This is a genomic window from Streptomyces sp. NPDC090088, assembly GCF_044747345.1.
Taxonomy (GTDB): Bacteria; Actinomycetota; Actinomycetes; order Streptomycetales; family Streptomycetaceae; genus Streptomyces.
In genome coordinates, this window is the sequence record NZ_JBIVDZ010000005.1 from 714273 (window position 1) to 741268 (window position 26996).

The 26996-nt window shown below is 67.4% G+C and carries 15 protein-coding genes and 2 pseudogenes; 9 read left to right on the plus strand and 8 right to left on the minus strand.

Annotation, left to right across the window (positions count from 1 at the left end; genetic code table 11):
* Positions 1–7 precede the first annotated feature (7 nt).
* The 4 genes from ACIPSJ_RS27015 (at position 8) to ACIPSJ_RS27030 (ending at position 2084) form a co-directional block, all read left to right on the plus strand.
* A complete protein-coding gene (locus tag ACIPSJ_RS27015; protein ID WP_401349797.1) occupies positions 8–550 on the plus strand; it encodes an RNA polymerase sigma factor in 543 nt (180 codons plus the stop codon).
* Positions 551–584: 34 nt separating this feature from the next.
* Positions 585–1208, plus strand: a complete 624-nt coding sequence (locus ACIPSJ_RS27020) for a hypothetical protein (protein ID WP_401349799.1) — start codon at positions 585–587, stop codon at positions 1206–1208.
* Between the two features lie 368 nt (positions 1209–1576).
* On the plus strand, positions 1577–1774 hold the full coding sequence (locus ACIPSJ_RS27025) for a hypothetical protein (protein ID WP_401349801.1): 198 nt from the start codon (positions 1577–1579) through the stop codon (positions 1772–1774).
* Positions 1775–1919: 145 nt separating this feature from the next.
* Positions 1920–2084 carry a helix-turn-helix domain-containing protein gene (locus ACIPSJ_RS27030; protein WP_401350121.1) on the plus strand — a complete coding sequence of 55 codons (165 nt, stop codon included), beginning with the start codon at positions 1920–1922 and terminating at the stop codon, positions 2082–2084.
* 37 nt (positions 2085–2121) lie between these two features.
* Here ACIPSJ_RS27030 and ACIPSJ_RS27035 read toward each other — a convergent pair whose 3' ends face one another.
* On the minus strand, positions 2122–4527 hold the full coding sequence (locus ACIPSJ_RS27035; RefSeq protein WP_401349804.1) for a BTAD domain-containing putative transcriptional regulator: 2406 nt from the start codon (positions 4525–4527) through the stop codon (positions 2122–2124).
* An 811-nt stretch (positions 4528–5338) separates the two neighbouring features.
* On the opposite strand from ACIPSJ_RS27035, the gene ACIPSJ_RS27040 reads away from it, so the two are divergent.
* Positions 5339–5524 carry an IS3 family transposase gene (locus ACIPSJ_RS27040; protein WP_401349805.1) on the plus strand — a complete coding sequence of 62 codons (186 nt, stop codon included), beginning with the start codon at positions 5339–5341 and terminating at the stop codon, positions 5522–5524.
* A 512-nt stretch (positions 5525–6036) separates the two neighbouring features.
* Here ACIPSJ_RS27040 and ACIPSJ_RS27045 read toward each other — a convergent pair.
* The 7 genes and pseudogenes from ACIPSJ_RS27045 to ACIPSJ_RS27075 all read right to left on the minus strand — a co-directional run bounded on the left by ACIPSJ_RS27045 (position 6037) and on the right by ACIPSJ_RS27075 (position 19727).
* On the minus strand, positions 6037–7371 hold the full coding sequence (locus ACIPSJ_RS27045; protein ID WP_401349808.1) for a hypothetical protein: 1335 nt from the start codon (positions 7369–7371) through the stop codon (positions 6037–6039).
* 1413 nt (positions 7372–8784) lie between these two features.
* A pseudogene (locus tag ACIPSJ_RS27050) lies at positions 8785–8892 on the minus strand (IS5/IS1182 family transposase); the annotation flags it as partial.
* 259 nt (positions 8893–9151) lie between these two features.
* Positions 9152–9409 carry a DUF6221 family protein gene (locus ACIPSJ_RS27055; RefSeq protein ID WP_401349810.1) on the minus strand — a complete coding sequence of 86 codons (258 nt, stop codon included), beginning with the start codon at positions 9407–9409 and terminating at the stop codon, positions 9152–9154.
* A 725-nt stretch (positions 9410–10134) separates the two neighbouring features.
* Positions 10135–10425, minus strand: coding sequence for a hypothetical protein (locus ACIPSJ_RS27060; protein WP_401349811.1), 291 nt, complete (start codon positions 10423–10425; stop codon positions 10135–10137).
* Positions 10426–10515: 90 nt separating this feature from the next.
* Positions 10516–16749 (minus strand): DNRLRE domain-containing protein, encoded by a 6234-nt coding sequence (locus ACIPSJ_RS27065; RefSeq protein WP_401350122.1) that lies wholly within the window; start codon positions 16747–16749, stop codon positions 10516–10518.
* A gap of 471 nt (positions 16750–17220) precedes the next feature.
* Positions 17221–18514, minus strand: a pseudogene (locus ACIPSJ_RS27070) (IS256 family transposase).
* Positions 18515–18860: 346 nt separating this feature from the next.
* A complete protein-coding gene (locus ACIPSJ_RS27075) occupies positions 18861–19727 on the minus strand; it encodes a hypothetical protein (RefSeq protein WP_401349814.1) in 867 nt (288 codons plus the stop codon).
* Between the two features lie 651 nt (positions 19728–20378).
* On the opposite strand from ACIPSJ_RS27075, the gene ACIPSJ_RS27080 reads away from it, so the two are divergent.
* The 4 genes from ACIPSJ_RS27080 to cas3 all read left to right on the plus strand — a co-directional run bounded on the left by ACIPSJ_RS27080 (position 20379) and on the right by cas3 (position 26936).
* Positions 20379–20963: a hypothetical protein gene (locus tag ACIPSJ_RS27080; RefSeq protein WP_401349815.1), complete on the plus strand. Its 585-nt coding sequence runs from the start codon at positions 20379–20381 to the stop codon at positions 20961–20963.
* Positions 20964–21131: 168 nt separating this feature from the next.
* Positions 21132–21380: a hypothetical protein gene (locus ACIPSJ_RS27085; RefSeq protein ID WP_401349818.1), complete on the plus strand. Its 249-nt coding sequence runs from the start codon at positions 21132–21134 to the stop codon at positions 21378–21380.
* Positions 21381–21734: 354 nt separating this feature from the next.
* Positions 21735–22967: a hypothetical protein gene (locus tag ACIPSJ_RS27090; protein ID WP_401349821.1), complete on the plus strand. Its 1233-nt coding sequence runs from the start codon at positions 21735–21737 to the stop codon at positions 22965–22967.
* Between the two features lie 1077 nt (positions 22968–24044).
* The gene (cas3, locus tag ACIPSJ_RS27095) at positions 24045–26936 is read left to right on the plus strand and encodes a CRISPR-associated helicase Cas3' (protein WP_401349824.1); all 2892 of its coding nucleotides are present in this window, start codon (positions 24045–24047) and stop codon (positions 26934–26936) included.
* The last annotated feature ends 60 nt before the right edge of the window (positions 26937–26996 follow it).

Here is a 26996-nt window from a genome sequence, read left to right on the forward strand (position 1 = left end):
GCCCGACATGGCCCTCGAACACCAGCCCCCACCGGTCCCCACCACGACCGAACACGCCCGGCCCGCGCCGCACACCCCGGTCCTGCGCGATGACTTCAACGCCTTCTACGCCCAGGAGATGAGCGCGGTCACGGTGTTCCTGATGCACCAGGGCGCCACCGCCTACGAAGCGGCCGACGCCGCCCACGAGGCCATAGCCAAACTCCTGCCGGACCTGTGGCGCACCCTGGACCACCCACGGACCTGGCTACGAGTCAGCGCCCAACGCTGCTACTGGCGCCAGAACCGCACCCGCGCCGCCCCCACCGACCCCGTCCCGGACCGCCCGGGCGGCACCTGCCCCCTGGACACCGTGGTCATCTCCGAGTTCCAGCAGACCGTTCTGGACGCCCTGCGCCGGCTGCCGCCCACCATGCGCACCGTCATGGCCTGGGACATCGACGGCTTCACCTACACAGAGATCGCCGAAGCCCTGTCCATGACCCCCGCCGCCGTACGACAGAACATCAGCCGCGCCCGCAAACGGCTGATCACTCTCCTCAGCCTGTGACCACCGTCCTCGACCTCCACAAAGGGGGATGCACATGAACACCCACCCCGACCGCGCGTTCCGCGAGGACGGCGGCGGAAGCGATCCCGAACACCTTCTGGACCAACTGCTCGCCCACCATCGCACGCAGCTGACGAGCGCGGTGACCGAGGCCCTCGACACCGGCACCGGCAGCAACGCACTGGTGCCGCTGCGCCGCGAACTCTTCCACGGCCTGGGGCCCTTCAAGCTCGCCGCGCCCCTCGGCCGCACGGCCGCCGACGGCACCCCCGAGTCCGCCGCCCCGTCCCCGTCCGCCCGCCTGCAGGAGATCCTCACCCGGCTGCGCGACATCAGGCTGATGGTAGACAGGGTGCGCGCCAGTGCGGACCTGCCGTCCGACGTCCACACCAGGACACAGACCGCAGCGACCGTTCTCCAGTGCCTGCACACCGGTCTGCAGGCACGCACTCTGGCCCGCGACCAAGTCCACTCGCTGTTTCAGGGGCTGGAAGCGCACACTGCATACATCAGCACGGCGATGCTGGGACTGCGTACGCCACTGTCACGCCACGCCGTCGAGGAATGGCTGCGCACGATCGGTGCCCTCCGGGGCGTCGAGCGCATGGCAATGCGCTTTTTCCGGGACGCCGACGACAATGTGCCTACACAGGGCTGACTGCCGCGACCGCGTTCCTCAAGGCCTGGCGCAGGAACCACGCGGCGGGGACAGACCCCCACGCGTGTGGGGAAGGCCCTTTGTGCCCTGCGGGATTGAAGATGAGCGGGCTGTTTTTTACTCAGTTTACATGCGGGGTACGCAGGCAGGTCTGTTGCTTGGTAGTCGTTGACGTGGACGATTCGGGCCTGGACGGTCCCGCTGGCAGGGACTGCCAGCGGCCGAGGGGGCACGGTGTCCGGTCACGCCCGCGTCCTCAAGCTCGGCTTCGGCGGCCGCCAGTTCGTCACGGACCCGCTGGAGCGCCGGCAGCGGAGGAGACGGTGGGGCTGGAGGTGATGCGGGTGAGTGCCGAGTACTCTCCAGCCGTGACCGACGCCGACCTTGTTGCCGAACGCGCTGCCGACCACCCCGACCGTGCCGACGCCCTGTTCCTGGCCGCGTTGCTGGTCACCCAGGCGCCCGGGTCACGGCGGGAGCCGGCCGTGCGACGCCATGCCCGCGTCCTGCTGGACGCCGCAACCGCCTTGCCCATGACGAACGCCCCTGCGGGGTGCAGGAACTGAGGACGTCGCTCGTCGACGCCGACGACATCGACGCCGCAGCCCGCCAGTGAGCTGCCCGGCGGCGACCGGTAGCCGTTCACGAGCCTGGAGGAGGCCGACATGCTGGGAGTCCGCGTTCACATCAAGGGGCCGGGCCCGGCAGAAGATCGGCGCCGAGCTGAAGAAGGCGTACGACAAAAGAGCCTCGAGCCGGACCCTTGCCCATGGCTGCGGCCGGTCCTACGGCTTCGTCCACCGCCTGCTCACCGAGGTCGGCACCACGATGCGCTCGCGTGGCGGTCCGAACAGGTGCAGCCGGACAGCCCGTTGATGCGCGGCACCATCCGAATGCGCCCCCGCGATGGGCGTCAGGGGCGAGGGAGGGCTCTCGCGTAGAGCCAGGCCAGCAGGGGTACTTGATAGGCCCCGTTGCCGAGGGATGTGAGCAGCCCGGCGTCGACCAGCTTCTCCGAAAGGCGTTCTGCATCCGCGATGTCACAGCTGAGGAGACGCGCGGTTTCCTGGAGGGACAGGAATGCGTCAGTGGATGAGGTCAGTGTCCGGAAGGCGTCTGCTTCGCCGCCGCTGAGCCGCTGGTAGCTATCTTCGATGACAGGCTTGACTGCAAAGCTTCCTGTCCGCAGTTCGTCCAGGCGAGTCTCCTCGTTTGCGAGCCTGTCCGCCAGGTCTGAGACCGTCCAGGTCCGGTGTGTCACCAGGCGATAGGCAGCGGCACGGACAGCGAGCGGTAGGAAACCGCATGCGGCTACCACGTAGCGAGCCGACCCCTGTTCACGGGGCAGCGTGCGGCTACGCGTGAGCCGGGTGAAGAGCTGCAGCGCCTCGGCGGGGGACATGACGTCAAGCTCCACCAGGTGTGCACCGGCCAGGTCGATCATCCGCCTGCGGGAGGTGACCAGAACGGCGCACCCCCGTGCTGAGGGCAGCAGCCACTGGACCTGTGCCGTGTCCCTCGCGTGGTCCAACACCACCAGGACACGACGGCCGTACAGAGCCGAGCGGTACAGCGCGGAGCGTTCTTTGAGGCCTGCCGGAATGGCCGTCTCCGCCATCCCCAGAGCATGCAGTGCCGCGGCGAGTGCAGCCTCCGGCGTCGTCTGGTGAAGGTCCAGGTAGAGATGGCCGTCCGGGAACAATCGCGCAACCGCATGAGCGGCCTGGACGGCCAGGGCGGTCTTTCCCACTCCGCCGGTACCGCAGACAGCCGCGACCGGCAGGCTTTCACCGGCCGCGGCAGCGCTCAGCACACCCTTCAGTTCGGCAAGCTCCTTAGACCGTCCCGCGAAGTCGGAGACAGCGGGCGGCAGCTGGGCTGGGCGGATGAAGGAAGGAACCTGCGCCTGGCCGGGGAAGGACACCGTGTCGAAGGCCAGCTCTGGGTCTGCCCGCAGGATCTGCTGCTGGAGGCGGAGCAGCCCCTCCCGGGGTTCGACGCCCAGCTCCTCGGCGAGCAGCCGGCGGATGGCCGCGTACACCGCAAGGGCATCGGACTGCCTCCCCGCGCGGTACAGGGCGAGCATCAGCAGCTCACGCAGACGCTCACGCAGCGGATGAGCAGACGCCAGCTCGGCCAACTCGGCCACGATGTCGGCATGCAGACCGCACGCAAGGTCTAGGTCGAGGCGGCTTTCCAGTAACTGCAGCCGCCATTCCTCCAGACGGACGTACTGAGACTCCGCGAAGGGCCCGGAAATTCCGGCCAAGGACTCGCCTTCCCACAGCCCCAGGGCGTGCCGCAGCAGCATCCGCGCATGCTCCAGATCCCCTTGTATGCGCATCTGCTCAGCCTGGCGGGCCAGGTCTCTTGCCACGGCCACGTCGCATGCTTGATCGGGCAGACGCAGGGCGTAGCCGCCGGACTCGCTGACGAGTGCTCCGGGTTCCATCACCTTGCGCAGCCGGGAGGCATACGTCCGCACAGCGGCCAGCGCCTGCGACGGTGGTTCGTCGCCCCACAGTGCGTCGATGAGTTCTGTTGCTGTCGCGGTCCGTCCTTCTCTCAGCACCAAGGCGGCAAGCATGGCCCGTTGTTGGGGGGATCCGGCCGGCAGCGGTCTTCCGTCCTGCCACAGCCGTACCGGTCCCAGTACCGCGGCGTAGGGACCTGCAGCGGGAACCGAAGGATGCGCCGGTGCTGGCGTCGCCGTGCGTGTCTGCGGTGCGCGCCTTTGCAGAGGAGGCGTAGAGGGGGCTGCGGCAGGCTGTTTCCCGCAGCTGCGCTGCCAGGCCGTGACCCACGCCGGATGGTCGGAGGGTGTGACCAGGCACGCGGTGAGGAAACCGGTCAGCTGGTGCGCGTCACGCGGTACCGTCCGCCCCAGCAGGATGCGATGGGCCGTGCTGTGAGGAAGCCGCCCCGTACCCGCGCGCTCTTCCATCACCCGCACCGAGGGGCGTCCGGCCAGTTCGTACAGCTCTCGCAGCCCCGCACGGAGCATCTCGACGCCGTCGATGTCCTGTGGGCTTGGTGAGGCCGGCCCGGCACTGCGCAGCCTGCCCCGGCGTGCCTGGCGCCACAGGTCCATCGCGGTGTCCACCGACGCGCTGCAGGCAACCGCATAAGCGCGCACACTGTGCTCACTGGGAACCGACTGGCCAGACGCCGCCCGCTGCAGCGTGGTGGAGTGAAGGCCTGAACGTACCGCCAACTCGGCATACGTGAAACCACTGTTCGACCGCTGATCACGCAGCCATCTGGCAAGCCTCACCAGCGCCCGGTTCGACGAGACAATCGGCTTCTCCTTGCGCCCCATGGCTGTTTGGCCGTCAGCGAGCGGCAATAGCGGCCGCAGCCTGCACCACAGCGCCGTGCAGTCGCCTGCCTCCTCCGTGAACAGCAGTCAGCGTGCTCGCCGCCACCAGACCAGCACCTCCCAGCACGGCCAGGACAGACGAAAGCTCCAGACCGTGCACGGACAGGACGCAGGCCAAAACGACGATCACCACGATCACCACGGCGTCGGTGGATGGAGACCGGTGCCCGCACGACGAGCCGTGCACTGCACACTGCGCTGAAAAGAGAGTTCGAGGCATGGTCTTCTCCTGAATCAAGAGCCCCCGCACACAGCGGGGGACGTTGCGGGCTCCAGTGCCGAACTACCGAAACAGCGTTTGCCGACGCCGTCCAGGGCTTGCATCCTCCCACCCGCCCTACCGATCAGGGGATATCCTCAGAATCGATGATGCGTCAGCGTCCAAGACTTTCATGCAGGTCTGTCCAGGCGCTGCTGCTTGTAGGCGCCCTGGCAGACCAGCACGTTTGCCACCGGCGGCAGGACCTCGTGCCGCTCGCACGGCATTTAGATGTCACGCCATCCCAATCGTGTTCAGAGCCTGTTCAGTGACAGCAGGCACGATTCGATAGGCACGACGGCTTCGGCCACTCCTGAAAGTTGCGGGCTCCAACCAGCAGATCAGGAATCCCAGCGCGATCACGTTGCCGCGTGAGACCGCTCCAGGCCGGCACTCTCCCCGAGAGCGCCGGCCTCGCCGTGTATCCAGATGGCGCTCCAGTTCTGTGGGGCTCTGCCCGACTGAACCGCTCCGAGTCTGATGGAGGCTCTGATGCGCCCCGGGTCTGATGGAGTCCTTCTGGGGCCGAGTGCAGACCGACGCTGGCGAACTCGGATGGAGCTTTCCACCGCGCTGTTCGAGTACCTTGAGATCTTCCATAACCGGCAACGCAGGCACTCCGCCCTGGGAATGCTCACCCCAAGCCAGCACGAGCTACAGCAACCGCCTGTAGCGTGAAACCCAGCGACGCGGCTCCACACAAGTCGGGGCACATCACCTCCACCGATCCCGGAGCGGTTCACTTGGTCTGGTCGCGCACGGAGCTGTACCAGCCGGACGATGAGGGAGTTCTCGCCAGCGGGATCTGGTCGCCTTGTCGAGCGACTTGGTCGCAGCTCCATCCTGTTCCGTCGATGGCTCAAGGCGTTCGGGTGATGTGAGCTGGGGGCGACACCGCTGCAGCTTGCGGAGTTGGCGCTCACCAGAGTTCCAGGCCGCCCGGCCCGTGCCGCGCTCAGCAGAGGCTGGCCGGCCCGTCACCCGTTCATGCGGCTCCTCCGGGAAGGGGCTGCTGTCGAGCATGTTCAAGAGGCGAGTGTGTCAACGCGATCTTGAACCTGGCTTGGCCGACGTGGTCAGGGCGCGACGTGCCCGGTGCTTGATGCGGCGCCTGATGCTGTGCGCCGCGGCCAGTGTGAGTGCTGCTGCGAGACTTCCCAGGAACTCTGCCGCTGCTGAGCTGAGAAGGTTCACCGGTCGGCAACCGGCGCCGGGGCGGGCGAGTTCGCCGTACTGCGGTGCGCTCCCAGCCGTTTGAGCTTGCGGCGCACCCGTTCCCCGAAAGCGTCCGGATTGCCGGCACCGCCCTCCGCTGCGGCCTGGGCCCATGTCATGCGCTGCATGGCGTAGGCCATGGCTACGGCTCTCTCCGCAGGCGCGAGGTGCGTGAGAACGGCCTGGACGCGGGGGTCTTCCACTTCCCCGAGCATCAGCTGGTCCTCGGGGCGTCGGTGGTCGGTGATCAGGTCTCTCAGCGACATCCTCGGGGTCACGGGGTCGTCCAGCAGACGCACCCGGCGGCCGCTGGATTTTCGTTCCCAGAGCGGTTGTAGGCAGCGATGTTCCCGGTCGGTGTGACGATGGAGCAATTCCATGATCTCGGCGTCGTTGCTCAGGTGCCGGCCGAGAGCGTCGACCCAGCCACCGAGAAGGGCCATCTCCACGGCCGAGCGCCATTGCTTCGGCCTGCTGAGGCCAAGCCATGTCCGGGAAAACTCGTCCACGGCTGCCGTGTCACCCTCGATGCAGGCGTTGCGCGCTACGAGCGCGGCCATGACGGCCTCGCGGGTCGTGAAAGCTTGCTGTGCGCCCAGTTGTTGGGTGAGCGTGTGAAGGACAACGGCGATGAAATTCACGGGGGAGTGCCTGGCGTCAGTATCCCTGTCCCTGTCGTGCCCCCTCAGCATCAGTGCGCCCATGACGTCCTGGACGAAGTACCCGTCTTGCTTCCCGTCGACGTTCACGGCTTCATCGGGAAGCCCCTGTGTCCTCCACATACGAGCCATCTCGTAGAGATGACGCACGGCGAGCTCGCGGGCAGCCTGCTCACTGCCGTCGGGCGTAGATTCCCGTCGTTGCCTGGCCAGCCGGCGCAGCCGTTCGAACACCCGGGAAGCTGCCGGACGGGTCTGCGCCAGCCAGGTTCTACCGTGCAGGGGCATAGGCTCGACGGGCACCGCACATACGGCCTTGTGTACGCCCGGCCGTGGAGGGCGCGACTGGTCACGAGCCGGGCAACGCGATTGCCCGTCGCGAGGGCAGTCCGGGCACAGGTAACGAAGGAAGGCGTTCCTGTCCAACAACTGTTCCTGCGCGTACCGGATGAACAGGATCGTCTGCAACGCCAGCGCTACGGGCCGTGGCGCGCGTTCATCGGTATGCGGGGCGAAGCGTGCGGGTAGCCGAGTGGCTCGGTCCTGGGTGTCGGACAGCAGACCGAGTACCCAACTCTGCAGCGAGGCGTGGAGCGTGGAGGCGTCGGTGTGGTCCTCGTCGTCGAGGTCCCTGTAACACAGTAGGGCCATGTGATGCTCCTTGATCGTGGCACGTGTTGAGGCTGCTACCTCTATGGCCCGGCCTGGAGGCGAACCGGCAATGACCCGCCACCTTCACTTAGTGATCTGTGTCACATTGATGGTTGCATTTCCTGGCCATACCAGCCCTGAGAGAAGAGTCTGTGAACTATGCCGCGCTGTTGCGCCGTGACCACGGCGGCGGTGGTGTGTAGCGAGGCGCACACCATTGCGACGTCCCGAACCGGCCCGGGGGCCACGCGAGCGCAACGGCATGCGATCACATGCCCCGGGGCCCGGTTGCGCCCGTTGAGATCACTGAAGCCGACGGTCCACCAGCCCGGATAACTCGGCCCTGCACGGGATCGGATCGAGACGAAGCCGGTGGTTGCTTACGCCCCGCCCTCAGCGAAGGCGCAATCAGCAAGGCGACTACGACGAAGCGTTCCTCGACTGGATCTTGTGGTGGTACCTCGCCACGGTCGAACTGGCCAACGGCTGATCGCCTTCCGCAACCCCAGCACGACAAGCTGATCAAGCGGTAAGGCCCGGACATGCAGCAGGGCTCAACCCTCGTCGACCGGGTCTGCCTCGTCGTTGCGTCCCTGATGACTGCATACGTAGTAGCCGCGCGTGCATGCTCACCCTGCCCACCACGGCGGCGGAAGGTTCTGCCCGACGCCGACGCGGTGATTCCTTCGGCCAGCACAGGCGGGGCCGTCCGCGACCGAACTTGCAGACCACCTGGGGGTGCCTGGCCCCGACAGCGCCCTGTTCTTCCTCGGCGCGTTGGTCGCTCTCCGCGCCGCTTGGTGGCAGCCGTTTGGGCCCGGCCGTCATGACCACCACCTCGCCGGGGAGGTGACGGACGCAGTGCAAGAGGAATGCGGTCGTAGGTGCTGGTGCACCTCTGTCCCGCCTGGCGGTACCGGACGATGCTGGCGGAACGGGCACCATAGAATCGGCCCCCCGCCTGCGGCCTGGAGGCCGAGCGGGTGTCGTCATCAGGAAGGGCCCCTACGGTGAGTGCGACGGCGCAAAGCAACGCCCCGATCTACGAACGGCTCATACACGAACGCGGCGATGTAGCCGCCGATGCCTGCAAGACGGCAGAAGTGATCTGGCGGGAGGTCGGCCGCGCCGTGGACTTTCGTTTTCCACACACGATCGCAGCGCACGAGGTCAGGACCTGTTGACCGTCGCGTGATCCCGACGATCGTTGGACTGCCCGGGAGCGGTTTCCTCCACCGATTGTCGGCCGGCCTGTCCCTTCCGGCGGACGATGTCGATCGTGAGGACGAACCGGTGAGGACCTGCGGAGCCGGGCTGGAACAAACCCTCCCGCGTGTGGGGATGCCGGATGCCCGTCACGCGGGCCTAAAGGCTGAGTACGGGCAGGTCAGAGCGGGTGGTAAGCGCCTCTGCTCATGACGCGAGGTCCAGGTTGTGCATGTGGGCGACGGCCTGGACCGCGTGATGGAGACCGTCGCCCGCTGGCCAGCAGTCCTGCAGGATCTTGTGGTGGTGGTTGCGCCGGGACTCCTCAGCCGGCAGGCGGACTTGGGATCACGAGGAGCACGGTAATTACGCTTGTCTGTGGGGTTTCCTCCGCCGGGCACGGGTCGACCGGCGAGGCTGCCGACGGGCCGCAGTCGGCAGCCGGTGCTGAACGGAGGGCGCCGGCTGGAGGCCGGCGGATATGTGGGCCCGCAGCTCGTCGGGTCAGGTCATGAGGTGCCGGTGCGTGAGGGAGTCGTGGAGGGCGGAGCCTAGAGACTGTCTCTTTGAAAGGCTACGGGCGCCATTCCCACTGGTAGGCGGGGTGTTCGGCGTAGGACTGGGCAAGGACTCGCAGCGCGTAGGCCAGGCCGGCCGAGCGGGAGTCCGAGGGGTCCATGGCTTTGTAGTTGTTCGCCAGTTGCTCGATCAGGTCGAGCATGGGGAGGTGGCTGTCGAGGAGAGCCTCGCCGCTCAGGGTGCCGGCCACGTAGGCGTAGGCGTGGTCGTCGTCATTGATACGTGCGACGAGGAACTTCACAAGATCGTCCATGTGGCCATCCTCGCGGGCGAGGTGCTTCGGCGGTCAAGCGGCTGTCCAGATGAGGATGGCGGCGAGGTGGAGTGCGGCCTGGTAGGCGATGGCGAGCTTGTCTGTTCGCATGATGTAGGTCCGCAATTGGAATGTCCCGTTCCGCGGTGACGACCTGTGTGTTCCCGCACTGTCTCGTTTGGTTGGCCCGGCATTCCGTCTCGCGATCTTGTCCTTTCCGCTGCCCGGCGGGCCGCGAGAAGGATCCGTGTGTCTCAGGGCCGTCAGAGGGCTGTGGCGAGAGAGACTTGCATCAGCCTTTCCCAAGTGATCGTCTTGGTCTGCGGGTCCGCGGTGAAGTCGACAACGTGCACAGCGTTGACTTCCAGCGGGGAGGTCGGGCTTGTCGGGGAAGCCGTTGCGCGGCGTCGGAGACCGCCTCGGCGTAGGTGTAGGCCGTGGGCAGATGCTGAATCCCGAATTCGTACTGGCAGGCGTCATTGCCGAACGTGGCGGGAGGGCTGTCCCGGGCCGCCGGGTGGAGGACCGCAAATTGGTGATCGGGATGGGTGTCCACGATGGCGCGGCAGTATGTGCCTGTTCACCAAGATTCATCGGTGTCGCAATCAAGCGGTCCGAGGAGCTGTCGATGTGTCTACAGTCACGGCCGCTTCGACTGGGGGATGAGCGCGTGTGCGTCCTCGATCGCCGGTGATGGGTCAGTCCCGGTTGTACCAGGGCCACAGTCAGGTGTCGTCCGGGTCCGGGAGAAGCAAACTGGGATCGATGTCGGTCACACCGTCCGCGTAGTCGAGTCGGGCAGCCGCTGACAGCAGTCTGGCGTACTCGTCCTGCCGCAGGGGGAGCCGGAACGCATTGGCAGTGTTGACGAGGTAGTCGATCGCGATCTCTGCCTCGCCGTTGGCGACGAGGTTGAGGACCGAATCAAGGGCTGGCACTGTCTCTCCCCGAGCCGAGGCTCGTTGCTTCAGAGTGTCAATCACCGCGCGGATGTCGTTGTCTGCGGAACTGTTCATCAGGCTCTGAATCCTCAGTGTTGTACGGGATGCAAATCCGGTTCCGGTGCCCCCAGCACGGCGCTGGGGGCACCGGAACCGGACGGTGCGTCAGGACTTGTTCTTGTACGCCGTGGTTACGCCCAGCGGCTTTCCGTCAGGTGCCGCGATGTTGCGGTAGAACACCGTGACGGTCCATTTCGTCTTCCCCCGGCAGCCACAGCCCGTCGTGTACGTGTAAGTGATCTTCCAGGCGGTGTTGTCGTAGCCGTGGTCCCAGTCTACTTTCCACTTGCCGTAGAGCAGCGCGCTCTTGAGGTCGCTGATCATCCCGGAAGTGGTGTACCAGTTGGATGGCTTGCCGAAGCCGACGTGCTTGTCCTTGATGTGCGCGAGTCCGAACTTGCCGTACTTCACGCCGTTCTGCTTGACGGCTGTCGTGCTGCCTTCGCGGATGGTCCTCCAGTACGAGTTCATGCCGCGTGACCACATGAGGATGCGCCACTTGTCGCACTTCTTGAACGGGTTGCCGAAGGCGCCGCAGCGGCCGTCCAGGTCGGTACCGTTGACCGGGTCGCCGCAGACGTAGTCGTAGGCGTTGCAGTTGCCGCCGAAGACCGGGTCGGTCTGCAGGAACCGTGCGGTGGTCGGATCGTAGAGGCGTGCTCCCATCAGCGTGAGGCCGGTGAGGGTCTCGCTTGACCGCTGCTTGCCGCCGAGCCAGCCGTAACGTTGGGGGCTCTGGCCGGCTCGGGGGGCGCCGTTCTCGTCGTTGTCCAGCGCTGTGGGCGCAACTGACGTGTCGAGCGGCAGTCGCAGGGCGATGTCGCCGTGGATGTTGGTGAGCTGCAGGACGGTGCCGTTGGTCTTGCCCGTGGTCGCGGTCAGTGACCCGGTCGCGTTGGCGACGTTGCGGGTGAGTGTGGTGGCGGCTGTGTCCTCGGTGGTCCAGGTCGGGTTATCGGAGTCGTCGCTGTAATGGTTTGTCTTGGCCTGTGTCTGGCTCCAGGTGCCGGAGCTGTTGGTCTCGATGGTCCAGGAGCGGAAGCGCAGGCCGGCGTCGAGCTGCCAGGTCTGGCGGTTGGTGCCGGCGGTCTGCTGGTAGGCGAGGTCGTTGGCGTAGTAGGAGAGGGTGGATCCGGGCGCTGCGGTGGTCCGGCCGAAGGCGTCGTAGGAGTAGCCCTCGCCGGCGATCCGGTCGGCCGTGTCGTACGCCGTGGTGGTGGCGGTGCCCTCACTGGTGGGGCAGGCCCCTCCGGGTGTGGCGGATGCCGTGGTCACCGCGGTTCGGTTGGACCGCTTGTCCAGGGTGTAGCCGCGCAGGGTGCATACGGTGGCCACGGTGTCCTCGACGCGGGTCAGGCGCCCGGCGTTGTCGTAGCCGTACTTCTGGTTCGACCAGCCGGCGTGGGAGGCGTTCTGTCCGTGGATGGTCTGGGTGACGGTGTCGGAGTAGACGACGGTTGCGTCGCTGTCCTTGGTGTAGACGCGTTCGGTGACCTGTCCGGCGGGGTCCTTGGTCTGCTTGAGCGTGTAGCCGCCGGGCAGCTTCTCCGTGGCGACGCTGCCGTCCGGGTCGTAGGTGCTGGAGAACTCTCCGGCGGCGGAGTCGGTGACCTTCGTGGGCAGGCCACGGGGCTCGATGGAGGTGTCGTAGGTGTAGGTGGTGCTGCTTGGGATGTTGTTGCTGGTTTTGACCGGGCGGTCGAGGAGGTCGTACTCGGTGGTGGTGACGCCGCCGTCGGCGTCCGTGTAGGAGATCTGCCGGCCCAGCTTGTCGTAGGCCCGGGTGACGGTTCCGCCGGTCGGCGAGGTGGTTGTGGTCTTCTGGCCCGAGTCCGGGTCGTATTCGGTGGTGACGGTGGGGACGGCCTGTCCGAGACCGCCGGTGATCTGCACGGTGGTTTCGCGGCCCGCCGCGTCGTGGCTGCGGGTGATGGTCCGGGTGGTGGAGCCGACGGTCTCGCTGGTCTTGGCGGTGTTGCCCCACCGGTCGTATTCGACGGTCGTCGTGGGCAGTTGCGCCGGATTGCTGCCGCCGCCGGTGATGTCTCCGGCCGGTCCGTTGCTGCACAGCAGGTCGGCCCATTCCGGACGGCCCGCGCAGGTTCCGGTGCCGGTGGCGGACCAGTAGGTGGCTGTCTGCGTCCCGGCGTCGGTGCCGGAGGTGCCGGGAGCGCCCTGCTTGACCACTCTGCCCTGGGCGTCGTACTCCGTGGTGGTGGTGATGGCCAGCCCATCCGGGTCCTGGATGACCTTGGTGGCCAGGCCCTTGGCCCAGTCGTACTCGACCTTGGTTACCTGCGCGTCACCCATGACGCCTGGGTGCTCGCGGACCTGGGCGCCTTCGGTCGTGGTGGTGACCTGGTCGCTCGCTGCGGCGGTCTCACCGTTGGGGCGTCCCTCGTCATACGCCTTGGTGGTCCAGCTACGGGCGTTCACGGACGTGCCTGCGGCCACCAGGGTGGTGGTGCCGGACTTCAGGGCCTTGGCAAGATCGATCCGTCCGAGCGGGCCGAACCGCTCCAGTTCCCGGCTGCCGGTGCCGTTGTACACGGACCGGGTGGACAGGAGCTCGGCGCGTTCGGCGCTCGGCAGATCCGCTATACCCAGCTCCGCCAGTGTTGCCCGGTCCGCCGCGCTGATACCGAGGGCTGTTTCCCGGTTTCCGGCTGAAAGGGAGCGCACGATGTTGCTGAACCGGTCGTGGTCGGTGCTGTCGATCCGGCCGCCGGGAGCCGCGGTGTTGGTCCGCTGCCCCGAAGCGTTGAGGTAGTGGATCGTGGCCCGCTTGTAGTCTGCCGGTGCGAGATCAGCGCCGGAGTTCGACGACGGGGCGGCATCGGCGGGGAAGACTGCGGCCGCGTCGGCCGGAGCGTCCTGCTGTCCCCACGTTCCGACGTCGGACACGCCCATGGCATAGGGGGCGGAGGATCCGGTGAGCGGGACGTCGTAGACGATGCTGGTGTTGGCCACGCCTTCGGTGACATCGGCGGATCCCTGCTTCAGCCCGGGGTGTCCGGCCTTCAGCAGCATGCCGTCACCGGCGGCCGGATCGTTGCCGGCCTTGCCGTAGGTGAAGGTCCACGGGAGCTGGCCGGGCGCGGTGAGCCCGGTGACACGTCCGGCGCTGTCGTAGGAGTAGTCCGTGATCAGAGACGGGGAGATCTGGGGAAGCCAGGCGCGGCGCAGTCGGCCCGAGTTGTCGTACTGGTACATCTGGACCGACTTCGAGGTGGCCGCGGCCGCGCCGGGGGCGGTGGACCACAGCCGGATCTCCTTGACCTGCCCGCTGACGTCGCCGAAGGCCGACGCGGTCGCCGTCGTGGCGGACGCGTAGACGTACTCCAGCAGGCGGCATCCCTTCGTGGCCGGGTCGGCGTCGCACGCTGCGGCGGTGGCCGCGGACGTCGGGGCGATGATCCGCTTCGGCCGCGCCAGGGTCTTGCCGTCGACGGTGACGTTCTCCGACACGACCTTGGTTGCGGAGTTGGACAGCCCGTTCACCAGGGTGCTGGTGACCTGCCAGGCGTCGGATGTCGGGGAGACCCGGGTGAATTCGGTGACCGTGCCCTCACTGTCGGAGAGGGTGAAAGTGCCGCTCACAGTGCCCTTGAGGGTCATCTCCTCGGCCCCCGGCTCAGGCACCCAGCCGGTCTGGGCGGCGTTGGCCGTGAAGTGGATCGGGCTGTCATCCGCGAGCACGACGCTGACGGCGGTGTCGGAGATCTTTTCCAGGTGCGTGTAGGTGGACTCGGTCACTTCTGCGGTGAATCCCGACACCCACTGCGGCCCGTAGATGGGGGCCTGGTCGGTCTGCTTCGCTCCGGCGTCGGGGCTGCGTGAGGAGGCTGTGCGGGACGCGGAGAGATCGAAGAAGGACGCGTCCTCCTGGCTGATGGTGTAGTCGCCGGTGAGCAGGTTGACCGAGCCGGGACCCACGTCCTCGTTCGCAGCGTCATCCGCGTTGCGGTCCACTACGACGGTGAAGGGGTCCGTGCTGCCGGTGGCCCCGCCCGTTCCGGTGAAGTCGGCCTTGATCTCTACGGATCCGTCGGGGTTGACGGTGCCGGCAGCGTTCCACACCAGTGCCGGGCTCTTGCCGTTCGTCATGGTGACCGGCCAGGCTGACAGCGGTGTGCCGCTCTGGCTGACGTCCGAGGCGGGGATGGGCGTCCAGTTGTCTGCGGCCGAACGACGCCACGAGAAGGAGACCGCGTTGTACTTCTCGGCGTCGCTCTCGGCTTCGAGGGTCAGCCGGCGGGCGGTGCGCTCGTTGGCGGCGGGACGCAGGAAGCCGCCCGGGCCCACATTGAACCTGTATTCGACAGTCGAGGACCGGTTGTCGGCCTTGTCCACCGCACGGACCAGCAGGGACTGGGACCCGTTGTCCGGCGGAGTGACCTCGATGGTCTTGTCGCCGGCGCCGCCGCCGGTGGCGACCTTGTTCCAGGTGGTGCCGTCCTGTGACCACTCCAGCCAGTTGTGGTCCGCGGCGGGCGGGGTGACGGTGAAGGTACCGGCCTGGCCCGCGCCCTTGGCCCACTTGCCAGTCGGGTAGTCCGCCGAGGTGACCTTCGCGGGCGCCGAGGGCTTGGTGGTGTCGACGGTGAAGGTCTTCCACGCCGACCAGCCGGTGTTGTAGTGCGTCCCGTCGTAGGGAACGGTGCGGAACTTGTACGTCTTGCCGTCGGTGAGCAGTCCGGACGGCACGGTCACCGAGGCGACCTGCCCGGACGGCACGTACTTCGACACGATGTAGCTGCCGACCTGGGTGTCGGTCGCGGAGTCGAAGATCTGGAAAGTGCCGTTGACCGGGTCACCGTTGGCATCGACGAAGGTGTCCCGCAGCGTGGGGGTGGTCGTGTTCACCACGTAGTCGCCGCCGTAGGTGAAGTACGGCGGGCCGGCCTCCTGTGCGGTGCCGGTGCGCGGCCGGTAGTTGTAGTTCACCACCAGCTTCGGCGGGTTCGAGGCTGCGTTGGCGGAGTTGACCCGCTTCCACTGCTCCACGACGTTTTCGTCGGAGGCGCGCAGCCCCATGTGGCTGGCGGTGGCTTTCGCCGAAGCCCACTCCTGTACCAGCGTGGTCAGGTCGGCGTTGATCCAGCCGTCCGGCTGCGTGGAGCATCCCGCGTTGCCGGTGGTCTCGGTGGACGTGGCCTTCTTCGCGATCCAGGCCGGCTGCGAGCCCCAGCGCGAGGACGTGGACGCGGCGTCGGTGGACCACACCTCCCAGGGATATAGCTTGCAGTCGGTGTTGGCCGAGTGGAAGTTCCACAGGGACAGCTTGGCGTCAAGGACCAGCGCGTCCTGGATTGGTGTGGTGTTCCAGGAGATGAAGGAACGCGCCGTGCGCGCTGTGCCGTCGGCGTTGGTCGTGCCAGGGTTGCCCAGGTCCAGCTCGGTGTCGGTGGACCAGTCGACACTCTCGCCGCGCTGGACGTAGGTGTCGAAGACGTTCCCCAGCGACGACGTCGAAGGGTCGACGGTCACCGGGTACCGGGTCTTCGGGTCGGTGAGGAAGTCCGCATCGGGCGTGACCAGCAGATCGACGGAGCCCTTGCGCTGGACGACCTTCAGCCCGACCTTGGCGCGACGGGTGTGCTCCCCGGAGACCGGGTCGACCGTCGCGTCCCACATCACCGGGGCCGGCATCACCGCCCGCCTGCGGTTCTTCCTGTCAGTGAAGACAAGGCTGCCGTCCTTGCGCTGCTTGGCCGTCAGCCCCTTCGCCTTCAGCGGCAACGTGTACGTGTAGCCGTCGGACGACGGTCTCTGCTTGATGTTGACGAACTGCTCGTAGCCGGTACGCGTCGCCTCCACGACGACGTCCGCGCCGGGCACGGCGTTCGTGTAGGTCGCACGCGTCCCGTCGAGTTCGGGCGCGGGCAGTCCGCCCTTCCACTGCAACGTGATGCGCTGGTCGCCCTCCCAGAGCGTTACCAGATCCCGCGCAGCCGCGGTCTTGGTCTCCTGCAGCGAACGCGCCCTGGTGCCGGCGCCCGCGTTGAGCCGCAACCCCTTGGGGTGGCCTTTCGGTTCGATGCTGCCGTCGCTGCGTTCGACCAACGTCAGGTCGACGGGATGCCACTTGCCGTTCTCCTGGAAGCGGATGGGACCGGCCGAGAGTTCGGTCGTGAGGGAACCGTCCTTGTTGGCCCATGTCGTGGAGGTCTCCGTGCGCTCCGACAGCGCCTCGACACGCCGCCCCGACAGGCGGGCTGCGACTCGCGCCGAGGGGATGTCCGCCGCTTGCGTGGCCGCCGGCTTCTCGGCGCGGCCGGCCGACGGTGCCACATCCTGCGCCGCGAAGGCGGCGCCTCCTGTGCCGTCGAGCAACATGACAGACAAGGCGAGAGCCAGACCGCCGGCTATGTAGCCGGACTTCCCTCTCGGCCGTCTCTGTCTATGCCCCTGTCTCTGCTTGTCTGGAAGGAACTGACGGTAGTTCATAAAGGCCCGTCTCTTCACTCGTTGAAGCATCGCGATCACCGCGAGCGAAAAGTAAAGGTACGGTAAGAAACGTGAGGAGGAATCGCGCCAAGTGGTCCATTACGGGACGGACGATCACGCACAGCGATGTGAGTAAAATCCCTATTTTATGGATCCTTCTGGGGTTTGAGAGGGCCTACTGATGACGGGAAAGGGCATGAAACGTCTCGCCCGGCGTCGCCCCGTACAGATCGGTCGCCCGGATCTCCCCGAGCGAGTCCTCATGCGGGCCCGCAATTGGAATATGCCGTTCCGCTTTGGTGATCTGTGTCTTCGTAGTGTTGGTCTGTCAAATGAACGGTGTATCCAGGGTGGTTGGGGTTACTGACGCGCCGCCGACAGGCGGCCGTCGAAGGTGATGTCGAAGGCGTTCAGCGCGGTCTTCCAGCGCATGGTCCAGCGCGCCTGGCCTTTGCCGGTGGGGTCAAGCGACATGATCGCCATGTAGACGCACTTCAGTGCGGCCTGCTCGTTCGGGAAGTGGCCGCGTGACTTGACCCGCCCTGCGGATCCGCGCGTTCACCGACTCGATCGCGTTCGTCGTGCAGACGATGCGGCGGATCTCGGTGTCGAACCGCAGGAACGGGGTGAACTCCTCCCAGGCGTTCTCCCACAGTTTCACGATCGCCGGATACTTCCGGCCCCAGGCGTCGGCGAACTCGGCGAACCGCTCCAGGGCGGCCTCCTCGGTTGGCGCTGTGTAGACGGGCTTGAGGAGCTTGGCGATCTTGTCCCAGTCCTGGCGGGCGGCGTAACGGAAGGAGTTCCGCAGCAGGTGGACCACGCAGGTCTGCACGATCGTCTTCGGCCAGACGGTCTCCACCGCCTCGGGCAGGCCCTTGAGCCCGTCGCAGACGAGCATCAGGACGTCGTGCACGCCGCGGTTCTTGATCTCGGTGAGGATGTGCAGCCAGTGCTTGGCGCCCTCGCCGCCGTCCCCGGCCCACAGGCCCAGGATCTCCCGCCGGCCCTCGGCCGTGACGGCCAGCGCCACGTAGACGGGCCGGTTGGCGACGGCACCGTCACGGATCTTCACGTGGATGGCGTCGATGAAGATCACCGGATAGACGGCGTCCAGCGGCCGGCTCTGCCATTCGGCCATGCCCTCAAGGACCTTGTCGGTGATGGTGGAGATGGTCTGCCGGGACACCTCGGCGCCATAGACCTCCGCCAGGTGGGCCTGCACTTCGCCCGTCGTCAGACCCTTCGCCGCCAGCGAGATCACCATCTCGTCGACGCCGGTCAGGCGCTTCTGCCGCTTCTTGACGATCTTCGGCTCGAAGGTGCCGTCCCGGTCGCGGGGCACGGCTATCTCCACCGGCCCCACGTCGGTCAGCACGGTCTTGCCGCGTTTGCCGTTGCGGGAGTTGCCGCCGTTCTTGCCGACCGGATCGTGCTTGTCATAGCCGAGGTGGTCGGTGATCTCGCCCTCGAGAGCGGACTCCAGCAGCCGCTTGGTCAGCTGCTGCAGCAGGCCGCCCTCGCCGGTCAGCTGCAGGCCCTCGGCTTGGGCGCGGCCCACCAGCTCGTCGATCAACTGGTCGTCCACGGCCTTCACCGGCACAGCCTCCGTCGACTCAACGGCCTCGTGCTCAGCCACGTTCTCACTGGTCATCGATGCATCTTCCATGATCGGGAGTTACACCGAACGATTTACAGTCCCGCGCTGTGGCGGGAGATGGTCGCCTGTCGCCATTGGCTGGAATGCCTGTACGGCCACGCAGGTCATGACGGTGCCGTCGTCGCGTTCGACGGCCAGCTGCCGACTGGTCAGCACGAGGGCGAGATGAGGGTGGGCCGCGGGCCCAAATGAAAGGGCGGCCCCAGTCGACTGTGCGCCGCGCTTGTTGAAACTCCCCACCTCGTCGAACTCCGGCCCGGGCGGGGCGACGAGCAGGACGGGCGGCCTACGAGAACCCCGTCAGGGTGGCCGGACGGAATTCCGCCCGGCCGTTCCGTAGTCAGACGGTTCCGTCGGCAGCGGTGTCCGGGCCGACGCCGTTGCCTGCTTCGTCTGCTTGGGCTCGGTCGTCGATGACGATACGGACAGGCTTGCCGTTGCCGTTGCCGCTGGTACGCGGGTTGTCGGTGACAGCCTGAACGGCCGTGGTGATCTTCGTTGCGATGTGGTCGGCGATGGCCCGTGTGACGGGGTTGTCGGCCGTGTGCGTGACATGGGTGAGACTGGTGATGGCGGCTACAAGGCTGGGACCGGAGAAGCGGACGCTGACGAATCCGTCGTTGTCGTCGACTTTGCCGGGGATATGGAAGTGCTCTTCGCGGCCGGCGACTTGGATGAGAAAGGCCCAGGTGTCGCGGTGGGCTTCGATGGTGGCGTGGGCGATTCCGGCGGCCGCTCGCAGGATGGCCGGCTCGGAGTGGACCGGGTTGCTGTCGTGTGCGGGGGCGGACTGCGGTGCGGGCTCTGGGCCGGTCGTCGGCAGGTTCTGGGGTTCGAGGCTCGGCGCGGGCTGCTGCTGATCTTGTGGGGCGGACGTCGGCTCGGGTTCTGGCCCTGGCCGGGCGGAGGCGGCGCGGAGGTACCCGTCGATCTGGTTGAGGACCCCACGGACGCCGACGATCTCAGTGCTGAGGTGGCTGAGCGGGCCGGTGACGAGGTCGGTGGTGCGTGTCATGGCCTCGCGGGCGACGGCTCTGACTTCGGCGAGGCCGGTGTTGATGGCGGCGCTGGCGTCCTGCCGGATCTGGTCGATCGTGTGCTGCTGATCGGTGGCTTGCTGTTTGAGGGCTGCGAGGTCGACGCTGATTCGGCCGAGCTGGTCGGCGATCTGTTGGAGTTGGGCTCGGTCTGCACTACCAAACGGCATGGTCCCCCCATACGGTCACTAGTGACCTTGAAAGACTGAAGCCGCGGCAAGTCGTCGACAAGGTGGCGATCTAGCCAGAGGCATACGCCGTCACCCGTGAGCCCCAGGCACCCTCAAAGTGGATCTGGGGGGCTGCCCCTGTTGGGTGACGAGGACGACAGCGTCGGGGCGGTCACCCGCGGCTTCCCGGCGGCCGTCATGGTGGCCTGGGGCAGCCGGTTGCTGTTGACGCCCGGGTCCAGCCTGAGCCGGCCGGCTGCAAGAGGCCCGGGAATCGGCGAACCCGAGTGGGGATGCCTGGCCCCTGCGCCTGGTTGTGGAGGGTGTGGTTGCGGAGGGGAACAGTGTCCCGGGCCTCACCTCGTGCCCATGAGGACGATCGTTCGGCTGAAGCCGCATAGAGCTTTTCGCCGCGTAGGCGACCGCCCCTTCACGACCACGAGCACGTCCTGTGGCCCAGCCCCCTGGCCGGGGCCACGCGTGCGTCCACGGCCCGGAACTCCGGCCGGACGCGGCTCTCGTGGTGGTGCTCGGCAACCCTACGACGCTGAATGCGTCTCGAAGCACCGGCGCAAAGGTGGTGCCGCATAGGTGGCTGGTAGCTCATAGTGGACTGCTTGATGCCATTGATCCCTTCAGGAGCAGGTGCCTGTGTCGACTGCGGCCAGCGAGCCTTCCCCCGAGCGCGTCCCCGGCCGGGTCTGGACGATCCGCCTGACCGGGCACGCCGACCGGACTGCCACGGTCACCTGCACCACTGCGGCGTGCCGGATGCCGCCGCGTTCCAAGGACCTCGCAGGCATGCGGGCGTTCGCCGCCCAGCACGCCGCCGCCCACGCCCGGGTGGCCACCGTCCACGCCAACGCCTGGTGCCATTGCGCCTCCACGCAGTGCGCCGCCCACCCGGACACGACCGTCCACTGCGCGGGCGGTGTGGCGCTGGTCCTGCAGCACGATCCCGTTGTCGGTCGTGTCTGGACGCTCGAAGAGGTCTGTGAGGTGTGTGCTCCGCTGATCCCCAACGCCCGCGTCCTGGCCCGTGCCATCCGCCCCTCACGGGCGAACCAGCGGCAGGACGGGCAAGTGCCAGCGCCGCAACTGCCAGCATCCGCACGGCCGGGCATCCCTGGCGGCTTCTCCTCGCCCACCGCCCAGCCCGCCGAGGGCCCGGCTCGCAAGCCCCGCCGCTCACACCGCACCCCACGTACCGCCCAGCGTCGCGGCCAGGGGCGCTGAAAGGAGAACCAGGACACAGGGCTGGCGGGCCCCGACACCCATAACCTTGCGGGCGACCGTGAGGTCTCCGCACGGAAACTCGGCGAACTTGCTGCACAGGCCGCAGGCGGCATTGCCGCCGGCCGCTTCACCGCAGTGCTGCCGGCGCCTGCCCTCGCGGAAGATGTGGTGCTTGAGCCCGACCGGCTTGACGGTCGCCGGTTCGGCATTGCCTGTCTGTGGGCGGCCGTACTCGTGATCGCTTCTTCCTCTGTCCTGTCACCTCTGGGGGCCTCGGCGGAGTTGTTGGTGCCGCTGGCGATGGTGGCGTTCTTCGTGCTGGTGTATGCGCTGCTTGCGTTCCGCTACGGGTTGTCCGAGGCCACCCGGCTGACACGGACCATCGGCGGCTTCCTCTCCGCTAACCAGTCCTTGTAGTCCGGCCGATGCTGGTGCAGACCGTCCCGCCGGCCCGAACCGCCGCCCCTTGCCGGGGGCTGGCCTGCACGGCGGGTTGGAGGTCGGGCCGCTGCCGGCAGCCGTGCAGGGTCCTCCGGGCTTTCGCAGCAAGGACGACGCGTCGTCCGTTCTCCGCATGCGGACCGAACCCGAGGGTCGGGGATCCGCATGACCGGCATCCACGTGGTGCCTGTACTCGGGTGCAAGACCTCTCACGTCTCACGCCCGCGGCAAGGAGCCCCCCCCGGCCGGGTGGGGTCTCTGCCAGCGTGTACCAGGCCGTCAACCGAAAACGCGAGGGAGGATGTCAGTGCCCCTGCGTACGATCCGCGCATGTCCTACGAATCGGCCCGTGACCTTCCGTCGTTCCTGGAGATGGAACGGCAACTGGCGGCCATGCGCCTGTTCGCCTGGCCCATGAGGACACGGCTCAAATCCATCCAGCGGAAGATGCATGAGCTCGGTGATCTGGTCGACGCTTTCTACGACCTGCTCAGCGAGAAAAACTGGATCTTCCACGACCGTCTGTCGGTGCCGATGGTCCAGACCCTGCTTGCCGAGGCGCCCCAGGACGCGGAGCGGGCCGAGACGATGCTCATCGACCACTACCACGACAGCGAGCGACTGCAATTCATGATCCTTCCACTCAGGAAGCTTCCCGCGATGCACCGCAGGCTCGCTCTGGTCGAGAAGGCACACGAGGACTACTTCGCCGGCCGCTACTACTCCTGCGTCCACCTCCTGCTGAGCGTCATGGACGGCTTCGTCAACGAGTTCGAGACCGTCCGCCGCGGCCTGCACACCCGCACCCCCGAGGAACTGCACGCCTGGGACAGCGTCGTCGGCCACCACCGCGGTCTCGCCCACGCCCACCGGACCTTCACCAAAGGCAGAAGCACCACCCAGGAAGAACCCGTCTACGAGCTCTACCGCAACGGCATCGTGCACGGCAGCATCCTCAACTACGACAACATCACCGTCGCCACGAAAGCCTGGAACCGGCTGTTCGCCGTCGCCGACTGGGCCCACGCCCGCGAAAAGGAGCAACAGCAGGCACCCGCCGAGCCCCTCACCTGGTCCGGACTGGGACGACAACTCAAAAGCCTCGCAGGCTCGCTCCTGGAGCAGGCCAGGATCGACCAGGCCAACCAGCAGTGGACACCACGTGAACACCTGCCCGGCAGCGCAGAGTTCACCAGCCACCCCGCCCGCCAGCGCACGGAACGTCTGCTGGCCTACTGGATGCGCACCAACTACGGATCCATGAGCGATCTCATCACCCACAGCCTGCACACCAAGCACGGCAATGCGGCACGCAGCGAGATCCGTCGGGCCTACGAGGATTACCCGCTCGCCTCCTACGACATCCTGGCCATCGGCCACGACATGCCCGCGGCCTGCACAGTGACCGTTCGCCTGGAGTACTCCGGCGGCAAAACGGCAACGGCCGCCCTGAGATGGATCAGGGAAGACGACACCGCCCACCCCAAACCCGAGCCGTGGCCAGGGGAGTGGCGCCTGTGCAACTGGGAGCCCTGGTACATTTTCGCACGCGTCGAAAGCTGACGCCCGTGAGGCAGCTGACCGGTTCTCGGCCAGGAACTCGCCTCGAACGGCTGCCATGCGTGGCAAGGCCCCGCGCCAGTGGCTCACGTGAGCGCGGCGCCGGTTCAAAGGACAGCAGCGTGCTAAACGAACGCTGCATAGTCCATGGCGGGCCTTAACTCGAAGTGCAGGACCACGTGCAGGAGCAACCCCCACGCGTGTGGGGAGGATGTCTACTCCCAGAGGGGCGACTGGGTCGGCGGGGACAGACCCCCACGCGTGTGGGGAACAGCCTCAAGCGAGGCGCCCGCAGCCGTCATGATTCCAGGAAGGCTGCCCAGGCGGTGCGGGTAGAATACTACCGTCGCTCTGGCAGTAGCTGGGCTGGCGCGGACGTCAGCGCTGGAGTGGGGCCCGTGAGAGCGAGGGCCGGTCTAGAGGGCAGGGCCCACCGTCTACCAGCGCCCCGCGCCGGCCCCGGCCGACACCGAGACCGCGCTCATCATGTTCGAGTTGGAGCGCGACCCCGACGACGCCGACTACCGTCCCCGGGTGAAGCTGACCCAGTACCAGACCGGCCTGGCCGCCTAGGAGGAAGCCATGGAGAACACGGAACCCAACTGCTACGGTCGCCACTTCGTCCACTGCTACGTGTACGAGGGAAGTTTCTGCTCCTGCGGCGGAAACTACCAAGGGCCTGAGGCCGGCCCCAATCTGCAACTTCCTCCCAGGCCGTTCAACCTGGTCGCTCCCAGGCGTTCCACCGACCCGAAGTAACCCGCGAGACATGATGAAGGCCACCACCCAGAATTGGGGTTGGTGGCCTGCCGCTGATCACGTGCGTGAAGAGTAATCGAAGACCTCGTCACGCGTACAGCCCTTCCACGGATAGGCGCGGCGGCTCATTTCGTTGTTCAGCCTGGCTCTCGCTTGGACATCAGATTTCCCCGCTGGTCAAAGCTCTAACTCGTTGAGCGCCGGGCCAATCAGGGGCGGTATCTACTGAGAATCCCCAGCGCGTCGACGTGAGTCATCGCAGTTGCGCCATAATGAGCACCGATCTTCTTTTCGTATGCGGTAGCTGACTGTGGAGCGGGTGTGGGAGCACGGGAGGACGCCCGGATCGGTGGGATAGACCTGACACCGTGGGGGAAGTTCGACCGCGGTGAGCTGCCGGGGCAGATGGCGGTGTATTCGCTGCTGTTCCACATGCTGGATGCGGCGGCGGTCGCCGGCGCGGTATGGGACCTCTATCTTGCTCGGGCTCAGCGGCGGCTGATCGCACAGGGGCTCGGTGTGACTCTCACCGAGGCGCGTCGACTGGTGATGTTTTTTTCAGGTTTGCACGATCTGGGTAAACTGTCGGCTTTCCAGGAGCAGGAAGCGCATCCCTGGGCGCGGCTGAGCGACAATCTGCGGGCGGACACGCGCGGCTGGCGGCGGATGCCGCACGAGCGGGCCTCCATGCACAGCGCTCTGCACCTGCTGGCCGAGGCAGGCTACGACATCGACACCTCCGACAGTCCCGGGGTGCGGGTGGCGCAGATGCTGGGCGGGCACCACGGCCGGTTCCTGCAACTGGACCTGGACGGCGCGGCCAAACGGTCCCGTGTGGACGCTGCTCTGGGCGGCCCCGTCTGGCAGGACCTGCGCCGCCGCTACTTCGCCCTGGTGCGGCATCTGACCGGTGCCACCATCGTTCCAGCGGAGATTTCGGTACCAGCGGCCGTACTGATCACCGGAGTCGGTGCCATGGCGGACCGGCTCACCAGCCAGCGGCACTACTGGCTGCCCAAGGCCCGTGCCCCTGCTTTCAGCGCCGGCGAGCACTACGGCCAGGCCCTGGCGGTAGCTGCCGGCCTGGTGCACGAGTCAGGCCTTGCCCGCATCACCCTGCCTGACACCCCCTTCACCCAGGCCCACAAAGGCCTCACCGCCCCCAACGACCTGCAGGCCTCCCTGATGGGCCAACTCGATGCCGCGGCCTCGAAGAGCGGGGCGGGCATAGCGGTCGTCACCGATGCCACCGGCGGCGGCAAGACCATCACCGGACTCGAAGCCGCCCGCATCCTCAACACCGCCTCCGGCACGGCAGGCATCCTGTGGCTGCTGCCGACCACCGCCACCACCGACGCCGCCTACGACACCCTTGAGACCTACGTCGCCGCCCACGGCCCCGAACACGCACCGGTCTCCCTGGTCCACAGCCACAGCTATTCCAACTCCGCCTACAGCGACCACCGCCTGGCCGCCCACGAGCCCTCGACCACCGACGAGTTCTGGGACGAAGACGACCGCACCGCGCCCGCCGACGGGCGCCCGGAGGAGAAGGTGACGGTCCCGGACGGCTGGCTTCGCGGCTGGGACCGCGCTCTGCTGGCCCAGTTCACCGCCGCCACCCACGACCAGGCCCTCATGGCCGTTCTCCCCGTCCGGTTCAGTGCCCTGCGGATGCTGGCACTGTCCGGACGCACCGTCATCGTGGACGAAGTCCACGCCATGAGCCCGTTCATGCAGCACATGCTCGGCCGGCTACTGCACTGGCTGGGCGCTCTGGGCACCCCGGTCGTCCTGCTGTCCGCCACCCTGCCCGAGCACATCAGCCGCGACCTCGTGCGCCACTACCTGGCCGGAGCCGGCCGCCCCCACACCACCACCGCCGGCCTGGAATGCCATCCCCCTTACCCCGGCTGGCTGTTCGCCGCGGCCGCCGACGCCTCCCTCACCCGGATCACCCCCGCCGCGGCCGAGGCCCACGCCGCCCGCCACCGCCGCCACGCACACCTGAGCCTGCACCCGGTACGCCATCCCTCCTGTACCGACCCCGAGAACACACCAGCCCGCGAAACACGCCTGGAACGCATCGCCGCCGAGCTCGCACCCGTCCTCGAGGGCGGCGGCTGCGCCGTCGTCTACTGCGCCACCATGGACGACGCCCAGACCACCTACCGTCACCTGAACACCCTCACCGGCCCCGGCCTGGCAGAGGGCGAACTGCTCCTGCTGCACGCCCGCATACCCGGCCACACACGAGAGACGCTCACCCGCCGCATCCGCAGCACCCTCGGCCCCACCGGCCAGCGTCCCGCCCGGCTGGTGATCGTCACCACCAGCCTCCTCGACATGAGCCTCGACATCGACGCCGACGTCATGATCAGCGACCTCGCCGCTCTGCACACCCTGCTGCAACGCCTGGGCCGCCTGCGCCGTTTCGAACACCTCTGGGGCACCGGCACACGCCGCCCCGCCTGGCTCGACGGGCTCCCCGCGCGGCTGAGCGTGCTGCAGCCCACCGACCACCAGGGCCGCACCCTCATCCCGCCCGCCTGGCGCACCCTGGAAGCAGCCTTCCTCCAGCACGCCACCGCCGACCTCATAAAGCGCCGGCCCGGGCACATCCTCGCCCTCACCCTGCCCGACGACGTCCAGCACCTGGTCGAAACCGTGCACGGCGACGCCGAGGAACTCGCCCGCACCACCCCCCACCTGCACCAGCGCCACACCGCCTACCAGAGCCGGCGCCGCATCCAGCAGCACCACAGCGACCTGCCCCTCATCCCTGTCTGGCAGGACACCCTGTCCCTGTCCGACCTGCACCGCCATCACCTGCACGCCCGCGACGCCGCCACTCGGCTCGGCGTCATGCCACGCCGCCTGCTGCCCGTCTACCGCGCCCCCGACGGCCAGCTGACGCTGGATGCGGCGGCTACCCGCCCGCTGCCCATGGACAGGAAACCGACCACCGGGCAGGTCCGCAGCATCCTCCAGCACACCCTGCCCGTGCCCGCCGCCTGGGTCGCCGACCGGCGCCAGACACCCCGGACTCCCACCGCCTGGAAGAAGCACGCCCTGCTCGCCGACCTCGTTCTCCTCGAGCACCACGGCGACACGCCCCACCAGCCTGTGCACTTCGGCCGCCACACCCTGCGCCTCGACCCGGGACTCGGGCTCGTCCACAACGAGAACCCGGCCGCGCCCGAACCGTCCTGACATCTGCCCTGCCGCACGAAGCCGGGCGGACCGGCTTCGGCACGGGCGCACACCCCGGCC